The organism is Sporacetigenium mesophilum DSM 16796 (assembly GCF_059569055.1).
Window position 1 is genome coordinate 57,017 of the sequence record NZ_JCANUR010000010.1, and the last position, 21,969, is coordinate 78,985.

Annotated in this window: 18 protein-coding genes, 1 pseudogene and 1 riboswitch; of the genes and pseudogenes, 17 read left to right on the top strand and 2 right to left on the bottom strand. The window is 30.2% G+C overall.

Translation table 11 applies throughout. The features are described 5' to 3' along the window. The first annotated feature begins 66 nt into the window (after nt 1-66). From BS62_RS09430 to carB, 10 genes are all read left to right on the top strand, one after another. A complete protein-coding gene (locus tag BS62_RS09430) occupies nt 67-930 on the top strand; it encodes an amidohydrolase family protein (RefSeq protein WP_496491015.1) in 864 nt (287 codons plus the stop codon). 297 nt (nt 931-1,227) lie between these two features. Then, nucleotides 1,228-2,271, top strand: a complete 1,044-nt coding sequence (locus tag BS62_RS09435) for a C40 family peptidase (RefSeq protein WP_496491016.1) — start codon at nt 1,228-1,230, stop codon at nt 2,269-2,271. Nucleotides 2,272-2,407: 136 nt separating this feature from the next. After that, the gene (gene pyrB / locus BS62_RS09440) at nt 2,408-3,331 is read left to right on the top strand and encodes an aspartate carbamoyltransferase (RefSeq protein ID WP_496491017.1); all 924 of its coding nucleotides are present in this window, start codon (nt 2,408-2,410) and stop codon (nt 3,329-3,331) included. Then, nucleotides 3,324-4,493, top strand: a complete 1,170-nt coding sequence (locus BS62_RS09445) for a dihydroorotase (RefSeq protein ID WP_496491018.1) — start codon at nt 3,324-3,326, stop codon at nt 4,491-4,493. The genes pyrB and BS62_RS09445 overlap by 8 nt, the downstream gene beginning before the upstream one ends. After that, a complete protein-coding gene (locus tag BS62_RS09450; protein WP_496491019.1) occupies nt 4,486-5,178 on the top strand; it encodes a dihydroorotate dehydrogenase electron transfer subunit in 693 nt (230 codons plus the stop codon). The genes BS62_RS09445 and BS62_RS09450 overlap by 8 nt, the downstream gene beginning before the upstream one ends. Further along, nucleotides 5,171-6,073 (top strand): dihydroorotate dehydrogenase, encoded by a 903-nt coding sequence (locus BS62_RS09455; RefSeq protein WP_496491020.1) that lies wholly within the window; start codon nt 5,171-5,173, stop codon nt 6,071-6,073. Before BS62_RS09450 ends, BS62_RS09455 begins: the two co-directional genes overlap by 8 nt. An 11-nt stretch (nt 6,074-6,084) precedes the next feature. Further along, nucleotides 6,085-6,657, top strand: coding sequence for an orotate phosphoribosyltransferase (gene pyrE / locus BS62_RS09460; protein WP_496491021.1), 573 nt, complete (start codon nt 6,085-6,087; stop codon nt 6,655-6,657). A gap of 152 nt (nt 6,658-6,809) precedes the next feature. Then, a complete protein-coding gene (gene pyrF / locus BS62_RS09465; protein ID WP_496491022.1) occupies nt 6,810-7,544 on the top strand; it encodes an orotidine-5'-phosphate decarboxylase in 735 nt (244 codons plus the stop codon). Beyond that, nucleotides 7,534-8,580 (top strand): glutamine-hydrolyzing carbamoyl-phosphate synthase small subunit, encoded by a 1,047-nt coding sequence (gene carA, locus BS62_RS09470; protein ID WP_496491023.1) that lies wholly within the window; start codon nt 7,534-7,536, stop codon nt 8,578-8,580. Before pyrF ends, carA begins: the two co-directional genes overlap by 11 nt. A 16-nt stretch (nt 8,581-8,596) precedes the next feature. After that, nucleotides 8,597-11,803, top strand: coding sequence for a carbamoyl-phosphate synthase large subunit (gene carB / locus BS62_RS09475; RefSeq protein ID WP_496491024.1), 3,207 nt, complete (start codon nt 8,597-8,599; stop codon nt 11,801-11,803). Between the two features lie 75 nt (nt 11,804-11,878). On the opposite strand, the gene BS62_RS09480 is transcribed toward carB, so the two are convergent. Both BS62_RS09480 and BS62_RS09485 read right to left on the bottom strand, forming a co-directional pair. Then, nucleotides 11,879-12,547, bottom strand: a complete 669-nt coding sequence (locus BS62_RS09480; protein ID WP_496491025.1) for a deoxynucleoside kinase — start codon at nt 12,545-12,547, stop codon at nt 11,879-11,881. Beyond that, a complete protein-coding gene (locus tag BS62_RS09485; RefSeq protein ID WP_496491026.1) occupies nt 12,540-13,202 on the bottom strand; it encodes a deoxynucleoside kinase in 663 nt (220 codons plus the stop codon). The genes BS62_RS09480 and BS62_RS09485 overlap by 8 nt, the downstream gene beginning before the upstream one ends. Nucleotides 13,203-13,370: 168 nt before the next feature. Between BS62_RS09485 and BS62_RS09490 the strand changes: the two genes are divergently transcribed. The 7 genes and pseudogenes from BS62_RS09490 (at nt 13,371) to guaB (ending at nt 21,968) form a co-directional block, all read left to right on the top strand. Continuing rightward, the gene (locus BS62_RS09490; RefSeq protein ID WP_496491027.1) at nt 13,371-14,249 is read left to right on the top strand and encodes a DNA-3-methyladenine glycosylase family protein; all 879 of its coding nucleotides are present in this window, start codon (nt 13,371-13,373) and stop codon (nt 14,247-14,249) included. An 8-nt stretch (nt 14,250-14,257) separates the two neighbouring features. Beyond that, nucleotides 14,258-15,748: a cardiolipin synthase gene (gene cls / locus BS62_RS09495; RefSeq protein ID WP_496491028.1), complete on the top strand. Its 1,491-nt coding sequence runs from the start codon at nt 14,258-14,260 to the stop codon at nt 15,746-15,748. A gap of 234 nt (nt 15,749-15,982) precedes the next feature. Beyond that, the gene (gene groES, locus BS62_RS09500; RefSeq protein ID WP_496491029.1) at nt 15,983-16,267 is read left to right on the top strand and encodes a co-chaperone GroES; all 285 of its coding nucleotides are present in this window, start codon (nt 15,983-15,985) and stop codon (nt 16,265-16,267) included. 60 nt (nt 16,268-16,327) lie between these two features. After that, complete coding sequence (gene groL / locus BS62_RS09505; RefSeq protein ID WP_496491030.1) at nt 16,328-17,950, top strand: chaperonin GroEL; 1,623 nt, start codon at nt 16,328-16,330, stop codon at nt 17,948-17,950. 187 nt (nt 17,951-18,137) lie between these two features. Then, nucleotides 18,138-18,887: a nickel pincer cofactor biosynthesis protein LarB gene (gene larB / locus BS62_RS09510; protein WP_496491031.1), complete on the top strand. Its 750-nt coding sequence runs from the start codon at nt 18,138-18,140 to the stop codon at nt 18,885-18,887. 13 nt (nt 18,888-18,900) lie between these two features. Next, nucleotides 18,901-20,093: pseudogene (larC, locus tag BS62_RS09515) on the top strand (nickel pincer cofactor biosynthesis protein LarC). A gap of 38 nt (nt 20,094-20,131) precedes the next feature. After that, a riboswitch (purine riboswitch) is annotated at nt 20,132-20,233 on the top strand. Between the two features lie 271 nt (nt 20,234-20,504). After that, nucleotides 20,505-21,968, top strand: a complete 1,464-nt coding sequence (gene guaB / locus BS62_RS09520) for an IMP dehydrogenase (protein WP_496491032.1) — start codon at nt 20,505-20,507, stop codon at nt 21,966-21,968. Nucleotide 21,969 lies beyond the last annotated feature (1 nt).

A 21,969-nucleotide genomic window follows, 5' to 3' on the forward strand; every position in this document is an offset into this window, starting at 1 on the left:
ATTTAATGCAGCCTTTTATTTATATTAAGGACATTGTAGCAAATTTCTTATTATAGAGGTGTTTATATGATAGATTGTCATGTTCATATGTCTTTAAATGGAATGGACTTTAAAAAGTCTAGAGAAGAGTTAATGAAAGATACAAAAAAATATATAAAAAATGTACTTTTAGAATATAAAAATAGAGGGATAACTGTATTAAGAGATGGAGGCGATAATTTAGGTATATCATATATAGCAAGAGATATAGCTAAAGAAGAGGGTATAACACTAAAAACCCCTTTGTATGGAGTATATAAAAAGGGATATTACGGAAGTTTCTTGGGAAAAGGAGTAACGGGTATAGACGATTTCAAAAGCTTGTTTAAAGAATTAAAGAATAAAAAAATAGATCACTTAAAGATAATAATAAGTGGTATTGTTAGTTTTGATGAATATAAAAAGGTAGGAGATAGTGGTTTTAAATATAGTGAATTAGATTATATTGTGAAACTTGCAAAAGATAACAACTTACCTGTAATGGCTCATGTGAATTCAGTAAGAGGAATAGATATGGCTATAAGTTGTGGAGTTGACACTATAGAACATGGATACTTTATTACAAAAGAACAATTACAAGAGATAAAGGAAAAAGAAATAGTTTGGGTTCCAACACTATCACCGTTAGGAAATATTTTAGATACAAAAGATAAAAGATTTATTAAAAATATTAATGTTGTAGAACGTACATATAATGATCATTTAAATATGGTAAAAGAAGCTTATGATTTAAATGTAAAAATGGCTATTGGAAGTGATAGTGGATGCTATGGAGTTTTTCATGGACAAGGTTTGTTGGATGAAATAAATCATTTTTGTAAATCTGGAATAAAAAGACAGGATGTAATTAAAATGAATATAGACAACGGAAAGATAGTATGTGGGCTATAAATCGACAGAAAACTTTACAATTACATAAAAATAGTGTATTATATATATTGGAATACATAATTTAGGTGATATTTGGATAAAATAATAAATTTGAATTAAATTTTTTATTTTTTGATATACAAGATATTATATTTCTACATACTTATAATACAATAAAAAATGTAATTATTAGTTACAAAAGAGTTACAAGCATTTTTTAAATATCTTGTGTATTAGTATTTTATCCTACATAAGTTTCATCTAATAAAAATACCACATAAGGATGTTCTTATGATGAATTTTTAGGAGGGAAAAATTATGAAGAGAAAAATATTAGTACCGGTGTTTGCATCATTTATGGCTTTATCAATTAATTCTGTTGCATTTGCAAACCAAGATTTAGATAAAACTGACAATTTAACTGAAACACAAGACAACAGTACGAATGGATATGAAGAATTGTCATACAAGGTTGCAGAAGTTAAAGAAGGAACTGCTGTGAAAATAAGAAAAGTAGGAGAAGTTCAAGAAGTTGCTTATGAAGGCGATGTTTTAAAAGTAATAGGCAAACAGGGTGATTGGTACAAGATACAATTAGATGAAGAAACAGTAGGTTGGGCTCCAGCTAGATATTTAGAATTAATGAATGCAACAGCGTATATAAATGGTGATAAAGTCAATTTTAGATCAGAATCTAATATTGAATCAGAGTTATACGGTGAGTTAGCTCTTGGTGATTCGATAAAAGTTATTGAAGAACAAGATAATTGGATTAAAATAGAAAAAGATGGAAAAGAAGGATATATAAGATCTTTATATGTGTCTGAAGATAAACCAGAAATAGAAGAAGAAATACAAGAAGTAGTACAAGCTACAAAAGTAACTTCAAGAAGCACTTCAACTAGAACTTCTTCAAGTGTTTCAACAAAAACATCTTCAAACACAGAAGTTAAAGAGGCTAGCACTCAAAGTAATACTAATTACTCATCATCAAAAGCTAGTTCTATAATAAATACAGCTTATTCTAAAATGGGTAAACCATATGTTTGGGGAGCTGAAGGTCCGAACTCATTTGACTGTTCAGGATTTACTTCTTATGCTTTTAGAAGTGGCGCAGGAATTTCATTGCCGAGAACATCAATATCTCAAGCTGGTGTAGGAGTATCTGTTAGTAAAGGCCAATTACAACCAGGAGATCTAGTATTCTTCGACTCAGATAGAGATGGAGATATAAGTCACGTTGGTATATACGTAGGTGGAGGGCAATTTATACATGCATCTTCAAGTAAAGGTGTAACAGTATCTAGCTTAAATTCTGCATTCTACTCAAGTGTTTACAAAGGTGCAAAAAGAGTATTGTAATATAAAGTCGTTGGATTATCCAACGACTTTTTTGTTTAAAAAAATTTGACATATAACTACAATAATGATATTATAACAAAAAAGAAAATAACAACTTTTAAATTAGTCCAGAGAGACTAAAAAGGAGGAAATAATAATGTTAAAAGGAAGACATCTAATCCAATCGGAAGACTTTTCTATAGAAGAATTAAATAAAATTCTATCTTTATCTGAAGATATAATAAAAAACCAATCTAAATACTCTCGTGCATGTGAAGGTAAACTATTAGCAACTTTATTTTATGAGCCATCGACTAGAACTAAATTTAGCTTTGAAGCTGCAATGTCTAGATTAGGAGGAAGTAGCATAGGATTTTCTGAACCTAATGTATCATCTGTGGCCAAAGGCGAAAGTTTGAAAGACACTATACAAACAGTATCTAATTATTGTGATGTTATAGCAATGAGACATCCAAAATCAGGTTCAGCTCTAGAGGTATCAAAGTTTGCTAAGATACCTTTTATAAATGCAGGAGACGGAGAAAATCAACATCCAACTCAAACACTTACAGATCTTTTTACAATAAAATCCCTTAAAAAAACATTAGAAAGTCATACAATAGGTTTATGCGGTGACTTAAAATACGGAAGAACAGTACACTCTTTAGTTAAAGCTATGTCTAGACATAAAAACACTAAGTTTATATTCATATCACCTGAAGAATTAAAAATGCCTGATTACATAAAAGAAAGTATAGAAGGACATGAATACTATGAAACTTCAAATTTAGATGAAGTTATAGGAAGTCTAGATGTACTTTATATGACTAGAGTTCAAAAAGAAAGATTTGAGAATGAAGAAGATTATATGAATTTAAAAGATTCATATGTACTCAATAAATCTAAGTTAGATAAAGCCAAAGAAGATATGATAGTTATGCATCCATTACCTAGAAATAACGAAATAGAAGAAGAAATTGATATAGACCCAAGGGCTGTATATTTCAAACAAGCTAACTACGGAATGTACGTTAGAATGGCGCTTATAATCAAGCTACTAGGGGTTGATATACATGAGTAATATATTAATAAAAAACGCTCATATAATAGATGCAAAACAAGATATATATAGCGATATATTAATAGAAAATGGAATAATAACTAAAATTGGTAAAAGTATAAATGTAGATAATCATAATGTTATACGTGAAACAAATTGTATAATTATGCCATCTTTTGTAGATATGCATAACCATCTAAGAGATCCTGGATATACATACAAAGAGGATTTAGAAAGTGGACAGAGGGCTGCTTTAAAAGGTGGATATACAACATTATGCTCCATGGCAAATACAAGTCCTGTATGTGATAATACAGAGACTATGGAATATATAATAAATAAATCAAAACAGCTAAATTTATGTAATATAAAACAAGTAGGTGCAATTACAAAAAATTTAGATGGAAAAGAAATAGTAGATATAGAGTCTATGAGAAAATATACAAACTTATTTTCAGATGATGGGAATACAATACTTAGTGAAGAAATAATGAAAGAAGCATTAAAGTTATCTTCGAAATACAATTTTAAAATACTTACCCACTGCCAACCTGAGTATGAAATAGTAAGAAGAGATTTAAGCTTATTGAAGTCTATAGGTGGGAACTTACATATATGCCATATAAGTTTAAAAGATACCTTAGACGAAATTAAAAAATATAAAAAACAAGGGATGAATTTTACCTGTGAGGTTAGTCCACATCATATATTTGAATATGGACTTGATTATAAAGTAAATCCATCATTTGCAAAAAAGGAAGATATAAATCATCTTATACAAGGGATAAAAGATGGACATATAGATGTTGTAGGAACTGACCATGCTCCTCATAGTAAAGAAGATAAAATAAATGGATCGCCTGGAATATCCAATATAGAAGTAGCTTTTAGTATGGTTTATAAGGTATTTAATGAAAATAATATATCAATTAATAAGTTAAGTGAAATGATGTCTTACAACCCAGCAAATATATTAGGTATAAACTGTGGACTTATAAAAGAAGGATATAAAGCAGATCTGGTTTTAGTAGATATAAATAAAGAATACAAAATAAATACAGATGAATTTATTTCAAAAGGAAAAAATAATCCCTTTAATAACTATAAAGTAAAAGGAGAAGTAGTTACTACTATAAAGGATGGAAATATCGTTTATGATGTTAGGGGGGCTCAAAATGTATAAAGTATTAAGTAATGATTATATGGGAGAAGATATGTATCTTCTAAAAATAGAAGGCAACTTTGAAGGGAAAATGGGTCAGTTTTATATGTTAAGAGCGTGGGACAAGTTTCCCTTATTATCTAGACCAATAAGCATACACGATATAGAGGACAACTATATAAGTTTTTTATATAAAGTAGTTGGTCAGGGAACGGAAATACTAAGCACACTAAAGTCAAATGACAGTATAAAATTAGAAGGGCCTTATGGAAATGGATTCGAAAATATAAATGGAAAAATAGCTTTAGTTGGTGGAGGTATGGGAGTTGCACCATTATACCTTGCAGCTAAAACTTTAGATAATATAGATGTATATATGGGATTTAGGGACAAACCAATATTATTAGATGAATTTAAAAATATATCAAACAATGTACACGTTGCCATAGGGGATAAACTTGTTACAGATATAATAGAGATAAATAATTATGACTATATAATAACTTGTGGACCACAAATAATGATGGAAAAATTAGTAGATATGTGTAATGATACAAATACAAAAATAATGATATCTATGGAAAATAAGATGGCATGTGGGATAGGTGCTTGCCTAGTATGTACTTGTAAAACTAAATTTGGAAATAAAAAAACTTGTAAAGACGGCCCTGCCTTCTGGGGAGAGGAAGTGATCTTTAATGGCTAATTTAGAAGTTAAGTTTAAGAATATATCCTTTAAAAATCCTGTTATAATGGCATCTGGAACATTTGGATTTGGAAGGGAATATGGACAAGTATACAATATTGAAAAATTAGGTGGAATAAGTAGCAAGGGTCTAACTTTAAATAAAAGAGATGGAAACAATGGATGTAGAGTATATGAAACTCCGTCTGGAATGTTAAATAGCGTAGGTTTAGAAAATCCAGGGATACAAGGGTTTATAGAAAACGAAATGGATTATTTTAAAAACTTAGACTTAGTAAAAATAGTTAATATAGGGGGGTCAACGATAGAAGATTATGTTAAGTCTATAGAAATTATAAATAGTCAATCTGTAGATATAATAGAGCTAAATATATCTTGTCCTAATGTAAGACAAGGTGGAATGGCATTTGGAATAAAAGATACAGTAGCAAGAGAAGTTATAAAAGAGGTAAGAAAATCAACAAACCTGCCTCTGTTAATAAAGTTATCTCCAAATGCTGAGGATATAGTAAAAATGGCTCAAGTATGCCAAGAAGAAGGAGCCGATGGAATATCTTTAGTAAATACTTTTAAAGCTATGGCTATAGATATAAATAAAAGAAAACCTGTATTTGAAAATATATATGCTGGATTATCTGGACCCGCTATAAAGCCAATAGCACTTAGAATGGTACATGAAGTATGTAAAAATATTTCTATACCAGTTATAGGAATGGGTGGAATAACTAGTGGAAAAGATGCAATAGAATTTATAATGGCAGGAGCAACCTGTATACAAGTAGGAACTGCAAACTTTATTAATCCTAAAATAGGACTACAAATAATAGATGAAATTAATAATTTTATGGATAAAGAAAAAATTAAGTCCCTAGATGAAATAAGAGGGATAATATAGGGGGTAAAATTATGGAAAAGATTATAACTATAGAAAATATATTAAAAAAGAGTGATGCATTACTTGAAGGTCATTTCTTGCTATCATCAGGTAAGCATAGTAATAAATATGTACAATGTGCTAAGGTACTAAGATTTCCTAAATATGCAGAAACAGTATTAAGTACAGTTGTAGAGCAAATAAAGGATATTGATATAGACTTAGTAGTAGGACCTGCTATGGGAGGGGTTATAGTATCTTATGAAATAGGAAGACAGCTAAATAAAGAATCCATATTTACAGAAAGAAAAGATAATATAATGCAACTTAGAAGAGGATTTGAGATACCAAATGGAGCTAAAGTTTTAATAACAGAAGATGTTGTTACTACAGGTAAATCTACCATTGAAACAAAGAATGTAATAGAAGGTTTAGGTGGAAAAGTAATAGGAGTAGCTTGTATAGCGGATAGAACTAGTGTAGATATAGGATTACCTATATACAGCGCCATAAAAGTAGATATAGAAGTACATGATCCAGATAACTGTCCTCTGTGCAAAGCTAATATACCAATAGTAAAGCCTGGAAGTAGGGAATTTAAATAAAACTAAATAAATCTTTTTAAAGTAGTCCAGAGAGGCTAAAAAGGGTATAACATAGATATTATACATTTATGTATAATTTCTATGTGGAAAAACTCCTTTGTCTCTATGACAAAGGAGTTTTTTAATATATATAAATAAAAGGAGATGTTACTATGAAGGGAAGAGAAAGATTAATAGTTGCATTAGATACAGATAGTTTTGATAAGGCTAAAGATTTAATAGATAAATTAGATGAAGTTGTAGATATATTTAAAGTAGGACTTGAACAATATATAGCAACAAAAGGAAAGATAATAGAATATTTAAAAGATAAAAATAAAAAGATATTTTTAGACCTTAAGTTCCATGATATACCAAATACAATGATGTCAGCAGTAAGAGAGGTCACAAAAGATAACGTATGGATGATGACTATACATGTATCAGATATAGAAGGTATGAAACAGGTAGCAAAAATAGCAAAAGAACAAGCTGAAGAATTAAATATACAAAAACCTATAATAGTAGCAGTTACAGTGTTGACATCTTTGGACGAAAAAGATTTAAAAGATATAGGATGTAATTTGGATATTCAAGAAGCCGTTATAAAAAGAGCTAAACTTGCTAAGGAAGCAGAAATAGATGGGGTAGTATGTTCAGCACAAGAAGCTAGTTATATAGTAGAAAATTGTGGACCAGACTTTGTCACAGTATGTCCAGGAATAAGGCCTTCCTCTTTAGATGCTGGTGATCAAAAGAGGGTAGTAAATCCAACTGAGGCGATACAAAATGGAGCTCATTATTTAGTAGTTGGAAGACCTATAACACAATCACACAATCCTAAAGAATCTGCAATTAATATGATGAAAGAAATAGAAAAAGCTTGGGAGGTTAGATATGAAAGCTAAACTTATATTAGAAGATGGAACTATATTTGAAGGAAAAGCATTTGGATATTTAAAAGAAAGTGTTGGCGAAGTAGTATTTAACACATCAATGATAGGATATGGAGAGGTTTTAACAGACCCATCTTATTATGGACAAATAGTAGTTATGACTTACCCTCTTATAGGGAATTATGGGATAAACCTAGACGATGTTGAATCAAAAGGAGTGCATGTAAAAGGATTTATAGTAAGGGAAAAAAGCGATAATCCAAGTAACTTCAGATGCGAAATGGATTTAGATACTTATCTTAATCAAAACAAGGTAATAGGTCTTGAAGATATAGATACAAGAGCTTTAACTAAAATACTGAGAAATAACGGGACAATGAAAGGAATAATAACTTTAGATAATAGCGGTATAGAAGATATTAAAGATAAGCTAGACAAGTTTAGTAATATTGATGCCGTGAGTAATGTAACTACCAAAGAAATATACACAATAGATGGTAATGGAAAACACATTGCTATTATGGACTTTGGTATAAAACAAAATATAATAAGATCATTTAGAAATAGAGAATGTAAAATAACTGTATTTCCAGCTAATGCTACTAGCAATGAAATACTAAATGTAAATCCAGACTTGATATTCTTATCAAATGGGCCTGGAGATCCAGAAGACTTGGTTGACACTATACAAACTATAAAAGAATTGGTAGGAAAAAAGCCAATAGTTGGTATATGTTTGGGGCATCAATTATTAGCACTTAGTCTAGGAGGTCAAACATCAAAACTTAAGTTTGGACATAGAGGTGGAAATCATCCTGTAAAAGACACTGAAGAAAATAAGGTATTTATTACATCACAAAATCATGGATATTATGTTTCACGTATGCCAGAAAACATGAAAGTTACTCATATAAATTTAAATGATAATACAGTGGAAGGTATGAGACACAAGATGTTACCTATATATAGTGTACAATATCATCCAGAAGCTTGCCCTGGACCGATGGATAATGACTATATATTTGATAAGTTCTTAAAATTAATATAAATAAGGGGAGATATATATGCCAAAGGATAATAGTATAAAAAAAGTATTAGTTTTGGGGTCAGGACCTATAATAATAGGTCAAGCAGCTGAATTTGATTATTCAGGAACACAGGCTTGTCAAGCGTTGAAAGAAGAAGGAATAGAGGTAGTTTTAATAAATAGTAATCCAGCTACTATAATGACTGATAGAGAAATAGCTGACAAAATATATATAGAGCCATTAACATTGGAATTTATAGAAAAAATAATAGAAAAGGAAAGGCCGGATAGCTTACTAGCTGGAATGGGAGGTCAAACAGGATTAAATTTAGCTGTTGAATTATATGATAAAGGAATATTAGATAGATACAACGTAAGAGTAATAGGAACATCTATAGAATCCATAAAAAAAGGCGAAGATAGAGACACATTTAGAGATTTAATGATGGATATAGAACAACCTGTAGTTAAAAGTGAAATAGTAACTAATTTAGAAGAAGGTTTAGAATTTGCAAATACAATAGGATATCCAGTAATTGTAAGACCTGCATATACACTAGGTGGAACTGGTGGGGGAATAGCAGAAGACAAGGATGAATTAGTAGAAATATTAACTCAAGGATTACAACTTAGCCCAGTAAATCAGGTACTATTAGAAAAATCTATAAAAGGTTGGAAAGAAGTCGAATATGAGGTAATGAGAGACTCTAATGGCAACTGCATAACTGTATGTAACATGGAAAACATAGACCCTGTTGGTATACACACTGGAGATAGTATAGTTGTTGCGCCAAGTCAAACATTAAGCGATAAGGAATATCAGATGCTTCGTAGGGCCTCTATAGATATAATAAATGCTGTAGAAGTACAAGGTGGATGCAATGTACAATTTGCACTAAATCCAAATAGTTTTGAATATGCAGTTATAGAAATAAACCCGAGGGTAAGTAGATCATCAGCATTAGCATCTAAGGCAACTGGATATCCTATAGCTAAGGTTGCAGCAAAAATAGCGCTAGGATATGGATTAGATGAAATAAAAAATGCAGTTACCAAGAAAACATATGCTTGCTTTGAACCAACACTAGATTATGTAGTTGTTAAAATACCTAAATGGCCTTTTGATAAATTTCATAATGCAAATAGAAAACTAGGAACTAAGATGATGGCTACAGGAGAAATTATGGCTATAGGAAGTAATTTTGAAGCTGCATTCCTTAAAGGAATAAGGTCACTTGAAATAGGAAAATACTCTCTTATCCATAATCAATCTCAAAATCGCAGCTTAGATGAACTAAAATCTAGGGTAATAGTTCCAGATGACGAAAGAATATTTGACTTAGCAGAAATGATAAGAAGAGGATACCAGATAAATAAGATTTCCGAAATAACAGGGGTAGATAAATGGTTTATAAACAAAATAAAATGGATAGTAGATGAAGAAGAGAAGCTGACAAAATCCAAAATAGAAGACTTATCTAAAGAATACTTATATGATCTTAAGAAAAAAGGATTTTCAGATAAGGGTATAGCTGACCTTATGGAAATAAGTCCAGAAAGAATATATGAGCTTAGAAAGTTATATAATATAAATCCTGTATATAAAATGGTAGATACTTGTGGTGGAGAATTTGATGCACTTTCTCCTTATTACTACTCAACTTATGAAACATATGATGAAGTGGAAGTTAGTAACAAAAATAAAGTAATAGTTATAGGGTCTGGACCTATACGAATAGGACAAGGGATAGAATTCGATTATTGCTCTGTGCACTCTGTAAAAGCTCTTAAGAAAATGGGGATAGAGACTATAATAATTAATAATAACCCGGAAACAGTAAGTACAGATTTTGATATATCAGATAAGTTGTACTTTGAACCCCTTACAGAAGAAGAAGTTTTAAATATAATAGAAAAAGAAAAGCCCTATGGAGTTATACTTCAGTTTGGTGGACAGACTGCCATAAAATTATCTAAATTCCTAAAAGAAAATAATGTAAATATACTTGGTACAAGCTTTGAGGATATAGATACAGCAGAAGATAGAGAAAAATTTGATGATTTACTTGAAAAACTTAATATAAATAGACCAAAAGGAAAGGCTATATGGTCAGTAGAAGAAGGAATAAAAGAAGCTGAAAACTTAGGATATCCAGTACTAGTTAGACCATCATATGTATTAGGTGGTCAAGGAATGGAAATAACCTACGAAGAAGATGGATTGATACAATACCTTAAAGGTGCATTTAAGAGAGATAGGAAAAATCCTGTTCTTATAGATAAATATATAATTGGTAGAGAAATAGAAGTAGATGCTATATGTGACAAGGAAAATATATTAATACCTGGAATAATGGAGCATCTAGAGAGAGCAGGTATACATTCTGGAGATAGCATAACAATGTATCCTAGCCAAAATATAAGTGATGATATAAAACAAAAAATACTAGAGTATACTAAAAAAATATCTCTTAATTTAAATGTATTAGGAATGATTAATATACAATTTATAGAATATAATGGAGATTTGTATATTATAGAGGTAAATCCAAGGGCTAGTAGAACAGTTCCGTATATAAGTAAGGTAAGTAATGTACCTATAGTAGAACTTGCAACTAAAGTTATGTTAGGAGAAAAATTACAAGACTTAGGCTATGGAGTTGGTATATATAAAGAGCCTAATTTAGTGTCGGTTAAGGTTCCAGTATTTTCTACTGAAAAGTTGTCTAAAGTAGAGGTAAGTTTGGGTCCTGAAATGAGATCGACAGGTGAAGTGTTAGGCGTTGGAGAAACCCTTGGCGAAGCATTATACAAAGGGTTTATAGCATCAGGTAGAGAAATGATGAAAAATAAAGGTGTAGTATTAGCTACCATAAATGATTATGATAAAGAAGAGTTTATAGATATAGCAAAGGAAATATATGATTTAGGATTTAAATTTATAGCTACTAAAGGGACAGCGGATATACTCTTGAATCATGGAATAAAATCAAATATTATTAATAAAGTTAACGAGGAAAAACCTAATATATTAAATGTTATAAGAGATAAAGAAGTAGATATAGTTATAAATACCCCAACTAAAGGAAATGACTCAACTAGAGATGGATTTAAAATAAGAAGGACAGCTATAGAATTTGGGGTAGAAGTAATTACATCATTAGATACATTAAAGGCAATGATAGGCATTATGAAAAAAGATATGCATAATGAAAATTTAAAAGTATTTAATATTGCAGAATAAATGAAAGAACAAAAGGCGTGATTTCTATATAATATAGAAATCACGCCTTTATTTAATTAAAATTTTTAGAAAAACTTATTTTAAATTTAATATATTTCTTATTTCATCATTTAAAATACTTAGATGTTCTGGATTATTTATTAAATCTACTTTATTTATATCGACATATAAAACAGGAGATTGTTCATAATTAGATATCCAACCCTCATATCTGCTATGGAGATTTGTCCAATAGCTCTTGTCTACAGCTTTTTCCATCTCTCTACCCCTAAGATTTATTCTATGAAGTATAGTATCTATAGAACCATCAAGATATATCATTAAATCTGGTTTTCTTAAATATGGTAACATATCATAAAATAGCTCTTTATAAGTTACATAGTCTCTTTCATTCATTTTGCCATCTTCGTATAGAGCCTGGGCAAATATTTCAACATCCTCATATATACTTCTGTCTTGAATGTTATTAAATGTATTTAATTCTATTTCTTTTTGTTGCTTAAATCTTTGAGCTAAAAAATACAACTGTAAATGAAATCCCCATTGTTTTTGATTCAGGTAAAAATCTGATAAATAAGGATTATTATCCACCTTTTCAAAATGAGTTCTAAAATCAAGAGACTCTCCTAAGAGTTTTGTTAATGTAGACTTTCCAGCTCCCACATTACCAGCTACAGTTATAAATCTATTTCTATAAGGATCTAGTTCGCATTTAATTTCACAGTTGTCTATAAGTTTAAACATTAATTGTACCTCCTAAGTTGCTAATGGCGTCCTCTACCTTTTTTATTAACATTTTTCTATCTTCTTCATTATTAAGAAAATCAAGGTTAGAATTATCTATTTCTATTATTAAAGGAATCTTATCTCCGAAATGATGTTTTATAGAAAGCGGGTCAAAATAATATTTATACTCTTTTCTAAGAGTATCTATGTAAATTTGATCCATTTGCCTTTCAAAACTTCTATCTCTCATAGCTATTCTCTTCATAAGAGTATCGGTATTAGAAGTAAGATAAATTATAATATCAGATTGAGGTAAATCACTTACAAATATATTATAAACTTGTTTATATCTATGAAATTGTTTTTTATCCAAAGTAAGTCCTGCAAATACTAGGTTTTTTATTATGTTATAGTCACTGACTACGTTTTGACCTTTGCGGAGTACTTTTTCAGCATCTTCAAGCTGTTTTATTCTATTAAACAAGAAAAATGATTCTGTTTGCAAAGCATATTCCTTTATATCGGTATAAAATTTAGATAAAAATGGGTTTTCCTCAATAATTTCTCGTAACAGTATAGCATTAAAATGCTCGTTTAATATATTTGCTAAAGTAGTTTTGCCTACACCTATAGGCCCTTCGATAGATATAAATATGCCTTTTTTATTCATCATAGTCAATCACCTTCTAAAAATAGTGTCTAAAATATTTTATCAAAAAAGAAATATTAATGCTACCTTATGGGTGTAATTAAATAATGGAAAATAAAATAGGAAGATGTAATTAATTTTGTATAAATTTGGGTAAATTAACTATATAAGGTATATGAAAGGAGAAGTATTATGAAAATACATGAAGATGATAATAAAATTATTGTGGAAAATTTACCTGATTTTGACCTTAAGCATATATTCGAATGTGGTCAGTGCTTTAGATGGAATCTTGAGGAAGATGGATCGTATACAGGAGTAGTAAAATCAAAAGTAATAAATGTTAAAAAGGAAGACAATAAAGTTTATTTTGATAATACAAATTTAGAAGAATTTCATAGTATATGGTATAGATATTTTGATTTAGAGACAGATTACAATAAAATAAAAAAAGAGTTAAAGAAAAGGGATAAATATCTAGATAAAGCAACAGAATTTGGTCATGGGATAAGAATTTTGCAACAAGATGAATGGGAAATGCTTATATCATTTATAATATCTGCTAATAATAGAATACCTATGATTAAGAAAGCTATAGAAAACCTATCATCTAGATATGGAGAATATATAGGAGAGTATAGAGAAAAGAAATATTACGCATTTCCAACTCCAGATGAAATGAACAAGCTAAGTGAAGAAGATATAAGGTCTTGTAAAACTGGATTTAGGGCACAATATATAAAAGATACGGCCTATGCAGTAGTTTCTTATAATTATGATTTATATAAATACAAAAACTTAGATACAGATATGTGCAGAAAAGAACTGCTTAAATTTAGTGGGGTAGGTCCAAAGGTTTGTGATTGTATAGCGTTATTTTCTATGCAAAAGTATGACACTTTTCCTGTTGATGTATGGGTAAAAAGAGTTATGCAAGAATTTTATGTATCTGAAGATATGAGTTTAAAGAAAATGAGAGAGTATGCAATAGAGAAATTTGGTGGTTTAGCAGGATTTGCACAACAATACCTTTTTTACTATGCTAGAGAGTTAGGCATAGGAAAAGGATAGGAGGTTACATGAATATTGTAGAAACTATATTTATGACACTGATAATCTTATCTTATATATCTGCAATATTTGTATCTATAAGCATAATTTTGGAAAATAGAGATCCGTCCAAAACTATAGCATGGCTACTTATATTTATTTTGATTCCTATAGCTGGTTTGATTGTATATATCTTCTTTGGAAGAAACATAAGAGAAAGAAAAATATTTAAAACAAGACAAATGGTAGATGACATTAGAGAATCTAATTTATTTAAAAATCTTCAAGAGTTTGAGGATTTGGTTTTGATGGAAAAGAAGGCTATAGCTGAAAAGAAACTATTAAGTAGTGAAGATAGTTGTGATACAAAAAGAAGAGTTGTAAACTTACTTTTAAATACAGGTAGGTTTCCATTTACTATAAATAACAATGTAAAAGTATTTAGGGATGGAAGTGAAAAATTTGATTCGCTTATAGAAGACTTGAAAAATGCAAAATCTCATATACATCTTGAATATTTTATAATAAAGTACAGTGAAATAGGAAATAAAATAAAAGAAATTCTAATTCAAAAATCAGAAGAAGGCGTAGAAGTAAAAATATTATACGATGATGTTGGATGCTGGAAACTTTGGTTTAATAGAAAATTCTTTTATGATATGAGAAAGCGGGGTATATTAGTGTATCCTTTTTTACCAGCTAAATTTCCTATTATATCTAGTCAATTAAATTATAGGAATCACAGAAAAATCGCTGTCATAGATGGATGCATAGGTTACACAGGCGGAATTAACATTGGAGATGAGTATCTAGGAAGAAATAATAAATTTGGTTATTGGAGAGATACTCATATAAGAATAGAAGGAACATCTGTGTATATGCTCCAAATGGCGTTTTTAATGGATTGGTACTTTACAACAAAAGAGGCCATATTTGAAGAAAAGTATTTTCCAAGTATAAACAATAAAGGTAACAGTATGGTTCAAGTAGTGCCTAGCGGACCTGATAGTGACTGGGAAGCTATACACTATGCATATTTTACAGCTATATGTGAAGCAAAAGAAAAAATATATATAGAAACACCTTATTTTATACCAGATGAAAGTATACTAAAAGCATTAAAATCTGCAGCACTAAGTGGAGTTGATGTTAGAATAATATTTCCAAAAATTGCAGACCATAGGATAGTCCACGAAGCATCTTACTCCTATTTTGGAGATATACTAAAAGCTGGGGGTAAGGTATATTTATACAATAAAGGGTTTATACATTCTAAAGTTATGATAATAGATAATAAACTGGCATCTATAGGTTCTGCTAACATGGACTTAAGAAGCTTTATGTTAAATTTTGAAGTTAATGCATTTCTATATGATAAAAGCATAGTTAAGGATATTACAGGTGATTTTAATGAGGATTTAAGAAATAGTGAGGAAATTACAATGGATAAATATTGTAATAGAGCTACTATAAAAAAGATAAAGGAATCTGCAGCTAGACTATTCTCACCATTGTTATAAAAAGACTGCTTTTATGAGCGGTCTTTTATAATTTTGTTAACCTAAATTCAGTAAAATCAACAATTACATAAATATGAAAATATAGGTAAAAAAAATCAAAAAATACTTGCAAAAAATAACCAATTAATATAATATAATAGTTGTTAGCACTCGATGATGAAGAGTGCTAACATAAAACCGTATTAAATGATAAAATTTTACATAAAATTATAAAAACTAATAGGAGGGATAAATATGAAAATAAGACCATTAGGGGACCGAGTTGTTATAAAAAAGGTAGAAGCTGAAGAAAAAACTAGAAGTGGTATAGTATTACCAGGAACAGCTAAAGAACAACCACAAATGGCAGAGGTTGTAGAAGTAGGACCTGGAGGATTAATAGACGGGAAAGAAGTGACAATGGAATTAAAAGTTGGAGATAAAGTTATATTCTCTAAATATGCTGGAACAGAAGTTAAGCTAGATGGAGAAGAATACACTATATTAAAACAAAGTGACATATTAGCAGTTGTAGAATAATAAAATTTAACTTACGTTTATATAAAAATATTTAGAAATTAACAATAGGAGGGGTTTGTTATGGCTAAGGAAATTAGATTTTCAGAAGCTACAAGAAAAGCTTTAGAAACTGGTGTTAATAAACTAGCAGATACAGTGAAGGTTACATTAGGACCAAAAGGAAGAAATGTTATATTAGATAAAAAATTTGGTTCGCCACTTATAACTAACGATGGTGTTACTATAGCTAAAGAAATAGAATTAGAAGATCCGTATGAAAATATGGGAGCTCAATTAGTTAAAGAAGTTGCTACTAAAACTAATGATGTAGCTGGAGATGGTACAACAACAGCTACAGTTCTTGCTCAAGCTATAATAAGAGAAGGATTAAAAAATGTAACAGCTGGAGCTAATCCAATATTGCTAAGAAAAGGTATACAAAAAGCTGTTGATGTAGCAGTTGAGGAATTAAAGAAACAATCAAGAACTGTAGAAACTAAAGAAGCTATAGCTCAAGTTGCTTCTGTTTCATCTGGAGATGAAGAAGTAGGAAATTTAATAGCTGAGGCTATGGAAATAGTAGGAAAAGATGGAGTTATAACTGTAGAAGAATCTAAGACGATGCATACTGAGTTAGATGCGGTAGAAGGTATGCAGTTTGATAGAGGATATGTTTCTGCATATATGGTAACAGATGTTGAAAAAATGGAAGCTGTATTAAGCGATCCATACATATTAATAACTGATAAAAAGATATCTAATATACAAGAATTACTACCATTACTAGAGCAAATAGTACAACAAGGAAGAAGATTACTGATAATAGCAGAGGACGTTGAAGGTGAAGCTTTATCTACATTAGTACTTAATAAGTTAAGAGGTACTTTTGAAGTTGTTGCTGTTAAAGCTCCAGGATTCGGTGATAGAAGAAAAGCCATGTTAGAAGATATAGCTATTTTAACAGGTGGTCAAGTTATATCTGAAGAAGTTGGATTAGACTTAAAAGAAGCTAATTTATCTATGTTAGGTAGAGCAAGCACTGTTAAGGTTAACAAAGATAACACTACAATAATTGGTGGTGCCGGAGATGAAAAATCTATAGAAGATAGAGTAAATCAAATAAAAGTTCAAATAGAAGGAACTACTTCTGAATTTGACAAAGAAAAATTACAAGAAAGACTAGCTAAACTTGCTGGAGGAGTAGCTGTTATAAAAGTTGGAGCTGCCACTGAAACTGAATTAAAAGAAAGAAAATTAAGAATCGAAGATGCGCTAAATGCTACTAGAGCTGCTGTTGAAGAAGGTATAGTAGCCGGTGGTGGTACAGCACCTGTTAGTGTAATACCAGCGGTAGAAGCTTTAGTTCAATCATTAGAAGGCGAAGTTAAAATAGGAGCTCAAATAATAAGAAAATCATTAGAGGAGCCATTAAGACAAATAGCAACAAATGCAGGTCTTGAAGGCGCTGTTATAGTACAAAATGTTATGAACTCTGAGCCAGAAATGGGATTTGATGCATTAAACGAAAAATATGTAAACATGATAGAAGCTGGTATAGTTGATCCAACTAAAGTTACAAGAACAGCATTACAAAATGCTGCATCTATAGCTGCTGTATTCTTAACTACAGAAGCTGCTGTAGTTGATATACCTGGAAAAGAAGACCCGATGCCTGGAATGGGTGGCGGAATGCCGATGATGTAATTGAAAGAGAGTGCTTAGTCACTCTCTTTTTTATTATAAGGAAATGATAATTTCCAACTGATAAACTTGAGCAACGGTCCTCTTTCTTAAGGTCGTTGGCGATATGAGCAAAGCGAATTTTAGTGTATAAAGTATAAAAGATATGTTAAAATTAATATACACCACAACTTTAGGGAGTGAAAACTTAATGAATATGGAATATATAAAAGACATACTTCAAAATGTTAAAAATGATAATATAAATCTAGATGATGCATTAAATAAACTTAAAACTCTTCCATTTGAAGATATAGGGTATGCGAAAGTAGATCATCACAGAAAAATAAGAACTGGATATCCTGAGGTTATATATTGTGAAGGAAAAACAGATGAACAGATAATAGGTATAATAGAAAAAATGAGTGAAAAAGGTTCAAACGTATTAGGAACTAGATGTAGAAAAGAATCATATGAGAAATTAAATAAAATATATCCTAGCCTAGAGTATAATGAGTCTGCTAGAATAATAAAATTACAAAGTGAACCAATTGAAATAAAAGGTAAAGGAAAAATATTGGTAGTAACAGGTGGAACATCTGACATACCAGTAGCAGAAGAAGCATACCATACAGCGCAATTTCTAGGGAATGATGTGGAGAAATTATATGACGTAGGAGTAGCTGGTATACATAGGTTATTGAATAATTCAGATATTTTAAATTCTGCTAGAGTGATAATAGCTGTTGCAGGTATGGAAGGCGCTCTACCTAGTGTAGTAGGAGGTCTTGTAGATGTTCCTGTTATAGCAGTACCTACATCTGTAGGGTATGGAGCTAATTTTAATGGGATATCGGCTTTACTTACTATGCTAAATAGCTGCGCTTCAGGTATATCTGTAGTTAATATAGACAATGGTTTTGGAGCGGGATACTTGGCTAGTATGATAAATAAGTTGTAGATAGGAGATAAATATGAAAGAAAGAATATTGTATTTAGATATGGTAAATGGAATTTCAGGAGATATGACATTGGCATCTTTACTGGACTTAGAAATACCAGAAGAAATATTTTTAGAAGAACTATCGAAGTTAAATTTAGATAATGAATATGAAATAAAAGTAACTTCTAAAGAAGTAAATGGTATTGTTGGGAAAAATGTTGAAGTTATAATCAAAAATAATAATATAAGTCATAATCACAGAAACTTAATCGATATATATGACATTATAGATAAAAGCCAATTAGGTGAAACTGTAAAAGAACTATCGAAGACTATGTTTATGACTATAGCTAAAGCAGAAGCTAAGGTGCATGGGACTACTATAGACAAAGTTCATTTTCATGAGGTGGGCGCTGTAGATTCTATAGTAGATATCGTAGGTTGTTCTATTTTAATAGATATATTAAACATAGATAAGGTTTATGCCTCTACAATTCCCTTGGGATCAGGGTTTGTAAAATGTGACCATGGAATGATACCTGTTCCAGCCCCAGCAACTATAGAAATACTAAAGGGAGCAAAGGTTAAGTTAAACAATGTACGTGGGGAATGTACGACTCCAACGGGAGCAGCTATAGCAAAAACATTAGTAACTGAATTTGTAGACGATATAGAATTTGAAGTGAAGAAGATAGGGTATGGTATGGGTAAAAAAGAATTTGAAGTGCCAAACATGCTAAGGTCTATAATAGGAGTAAAAAAAAAGAAGAAATAATATATGAAGTGAGTGCTAATATAGATGATATGTCATCAGAAATATTTTCATATTTATATGAAGAAATATTATCTATAGGGGCATTGGATATATATACTCAAAGTATATATATGAAAAAAAACAGACCTGCTGTTAAATTATCTGTAATATGTATTGAAGATGACCTAGAAAACATTATAGAAGTTATTCTAAAGGAAACTAGCACCTTTGGAGTAAGATTTAATAAGTACAATAGAGAGATACTTTCTAGAAAAATAAAAACCATAAACACTATATATGGTAAGGTAAAAGTTAAATTAGGATACTATGATGAAAAATTAATAAAAGTTACTCCAGAATATGAAGATTGTAAATTAATAGCTAAAAACTTAAGTCTATCTTTGAATAAGGTATACAATGATGTAAATATTTCTATACATGAATATTTTAAATCAAATATGTTGACATAAACGACAAATTTTGATAATCTAATATACAACAACTCAAAGAAACACAATTTAATATCACTCATATATACTCAGCAATATGGGCTGAGAGTCTCTACCGGTACACCGTAAATGTACTGACTATGAGTGAAGTTATTATAGGATAATATCTATTATATAAAAAGTGAGCTTTTAGGCCGATTATAAATCCCTAAGGGTTTGCTTTAAAAAGTAGATATTAAAAGACCTATATAATAATTTCACTTATAGAAATTATTATATAGGTCTTTTTTGTATAAATATTTATTTTTTTTAATTTTTTTAAAACACGAACTATAATATAAAAATAAAATTTTAAAATTCGACATTTTGCATTATTATAAAGTGTTATTAATTAGTTAATACTATTATATATAATACTAAGGAGGAAATAAAATGGCTAAGATACTAAAAGAAGGCTTAACATTTGACGATGTTCTATTGGTACCACAGAAATCTGAAGTATTGCCTAAGGACGTAGATATAACAACTAATCTTACAAAAAATATAAAATTAAACATACCTCTAATGAGTGCTGGAATGGATACTGTTACAGAGTCTAAAATGGCTATATCTATGGCTAGACAAGGTGGTATAGGAATAATACACAAAAACATGAGTATAGAAGAACAAGCCTTAGAAGTGGACAAGGTTAAAAGAAGTGAAAGTGGAGTTATAGTTGATCCTTTCTATCTTTCTAAAGAAAATACTATAGCAGATGCAGATGCAATAATGGGAAGATACAAAATATCGGGTGTACCTATAGTAGACAAAGATAACAAGTTAATAGGAATAATAACAAATAGAGACATAAGATTTGAAGAAAATTTTAATAAAAAAATAGATGAAGTTATGACCAAAGAAAATTTAATAACAGCTAAAGAGGGTATTAGCTTAGACGATGCTCAAAACATATTGAAAAAAAATAAAATAGAAAAGCTACCTCTAGTAGATGAAGAAGGTTATCTAAAAGGACTTATTACTATAAAAGATATAGAAAAGAAAATACAATATCCTAATTCAGCTACAGATGAAGGAGGAAGACTTTTATGTGGAGCGGCAATAGGTATTACAAATGATATGATAAATAGAATTGATGCATTAGTCAAAACACAAGTTGATGTTGTAGTATTAGATACAGCACATGGTCACTCAAAAGGTGTTATAAATGCAGTTAAACAAATAAAAGAAAAATATCCAAAACTTCAAGTTATAGCAGGTAATGTTGCTACATATGAAGCTACGGAAGAACTTATAAAAGCAGGTGCTGACTGTGTTAAAGTTGGAATAGGTCCAGGGTCGATATGTACAACAAGAGTAGTAGCGGGAATTGGGGTCCCTCAAATAACTGCCGTTATGGATTGTGCTGAAGCTGCTAATAAGTATGGAGTTCCTATAATTGCTGATGGTGGAATAAAATACTCAGGTGACGTAGTGAAAGCTATAGCTGCAGGTGCATCTGTTTGTATGATGGGATCTATGTTTGCTGGAACTGAAGAAAGTCCAGGAGAGCGAATAATATATAAAGGTAGAGCATTTAAAACTTATAGAGGTATGGGTTCTATAGGAGCTATGGAAGAAGGATCTAAAGATAGATACTTCCAAAATGATGCTAAGAAACTGGTTCCAGAAGGTGTAGAAGGAATGGTCCCATATAAAGGCAAAGTTGAAGATATAGTATACCAATTAATAGGTGGATTAAGAGCTGGTATGGGATATTGTGGAGCTCCTAGTATAAAAGGATTGATTGATAATTCTTCATTTATAAAGATAACAGCTGCATCTCTAAAAGAAAGTCATCCTCATGATATAACTATAACTAAAGAGGCGCCAAACTATAGCACGGGAGGAGAAATATAAT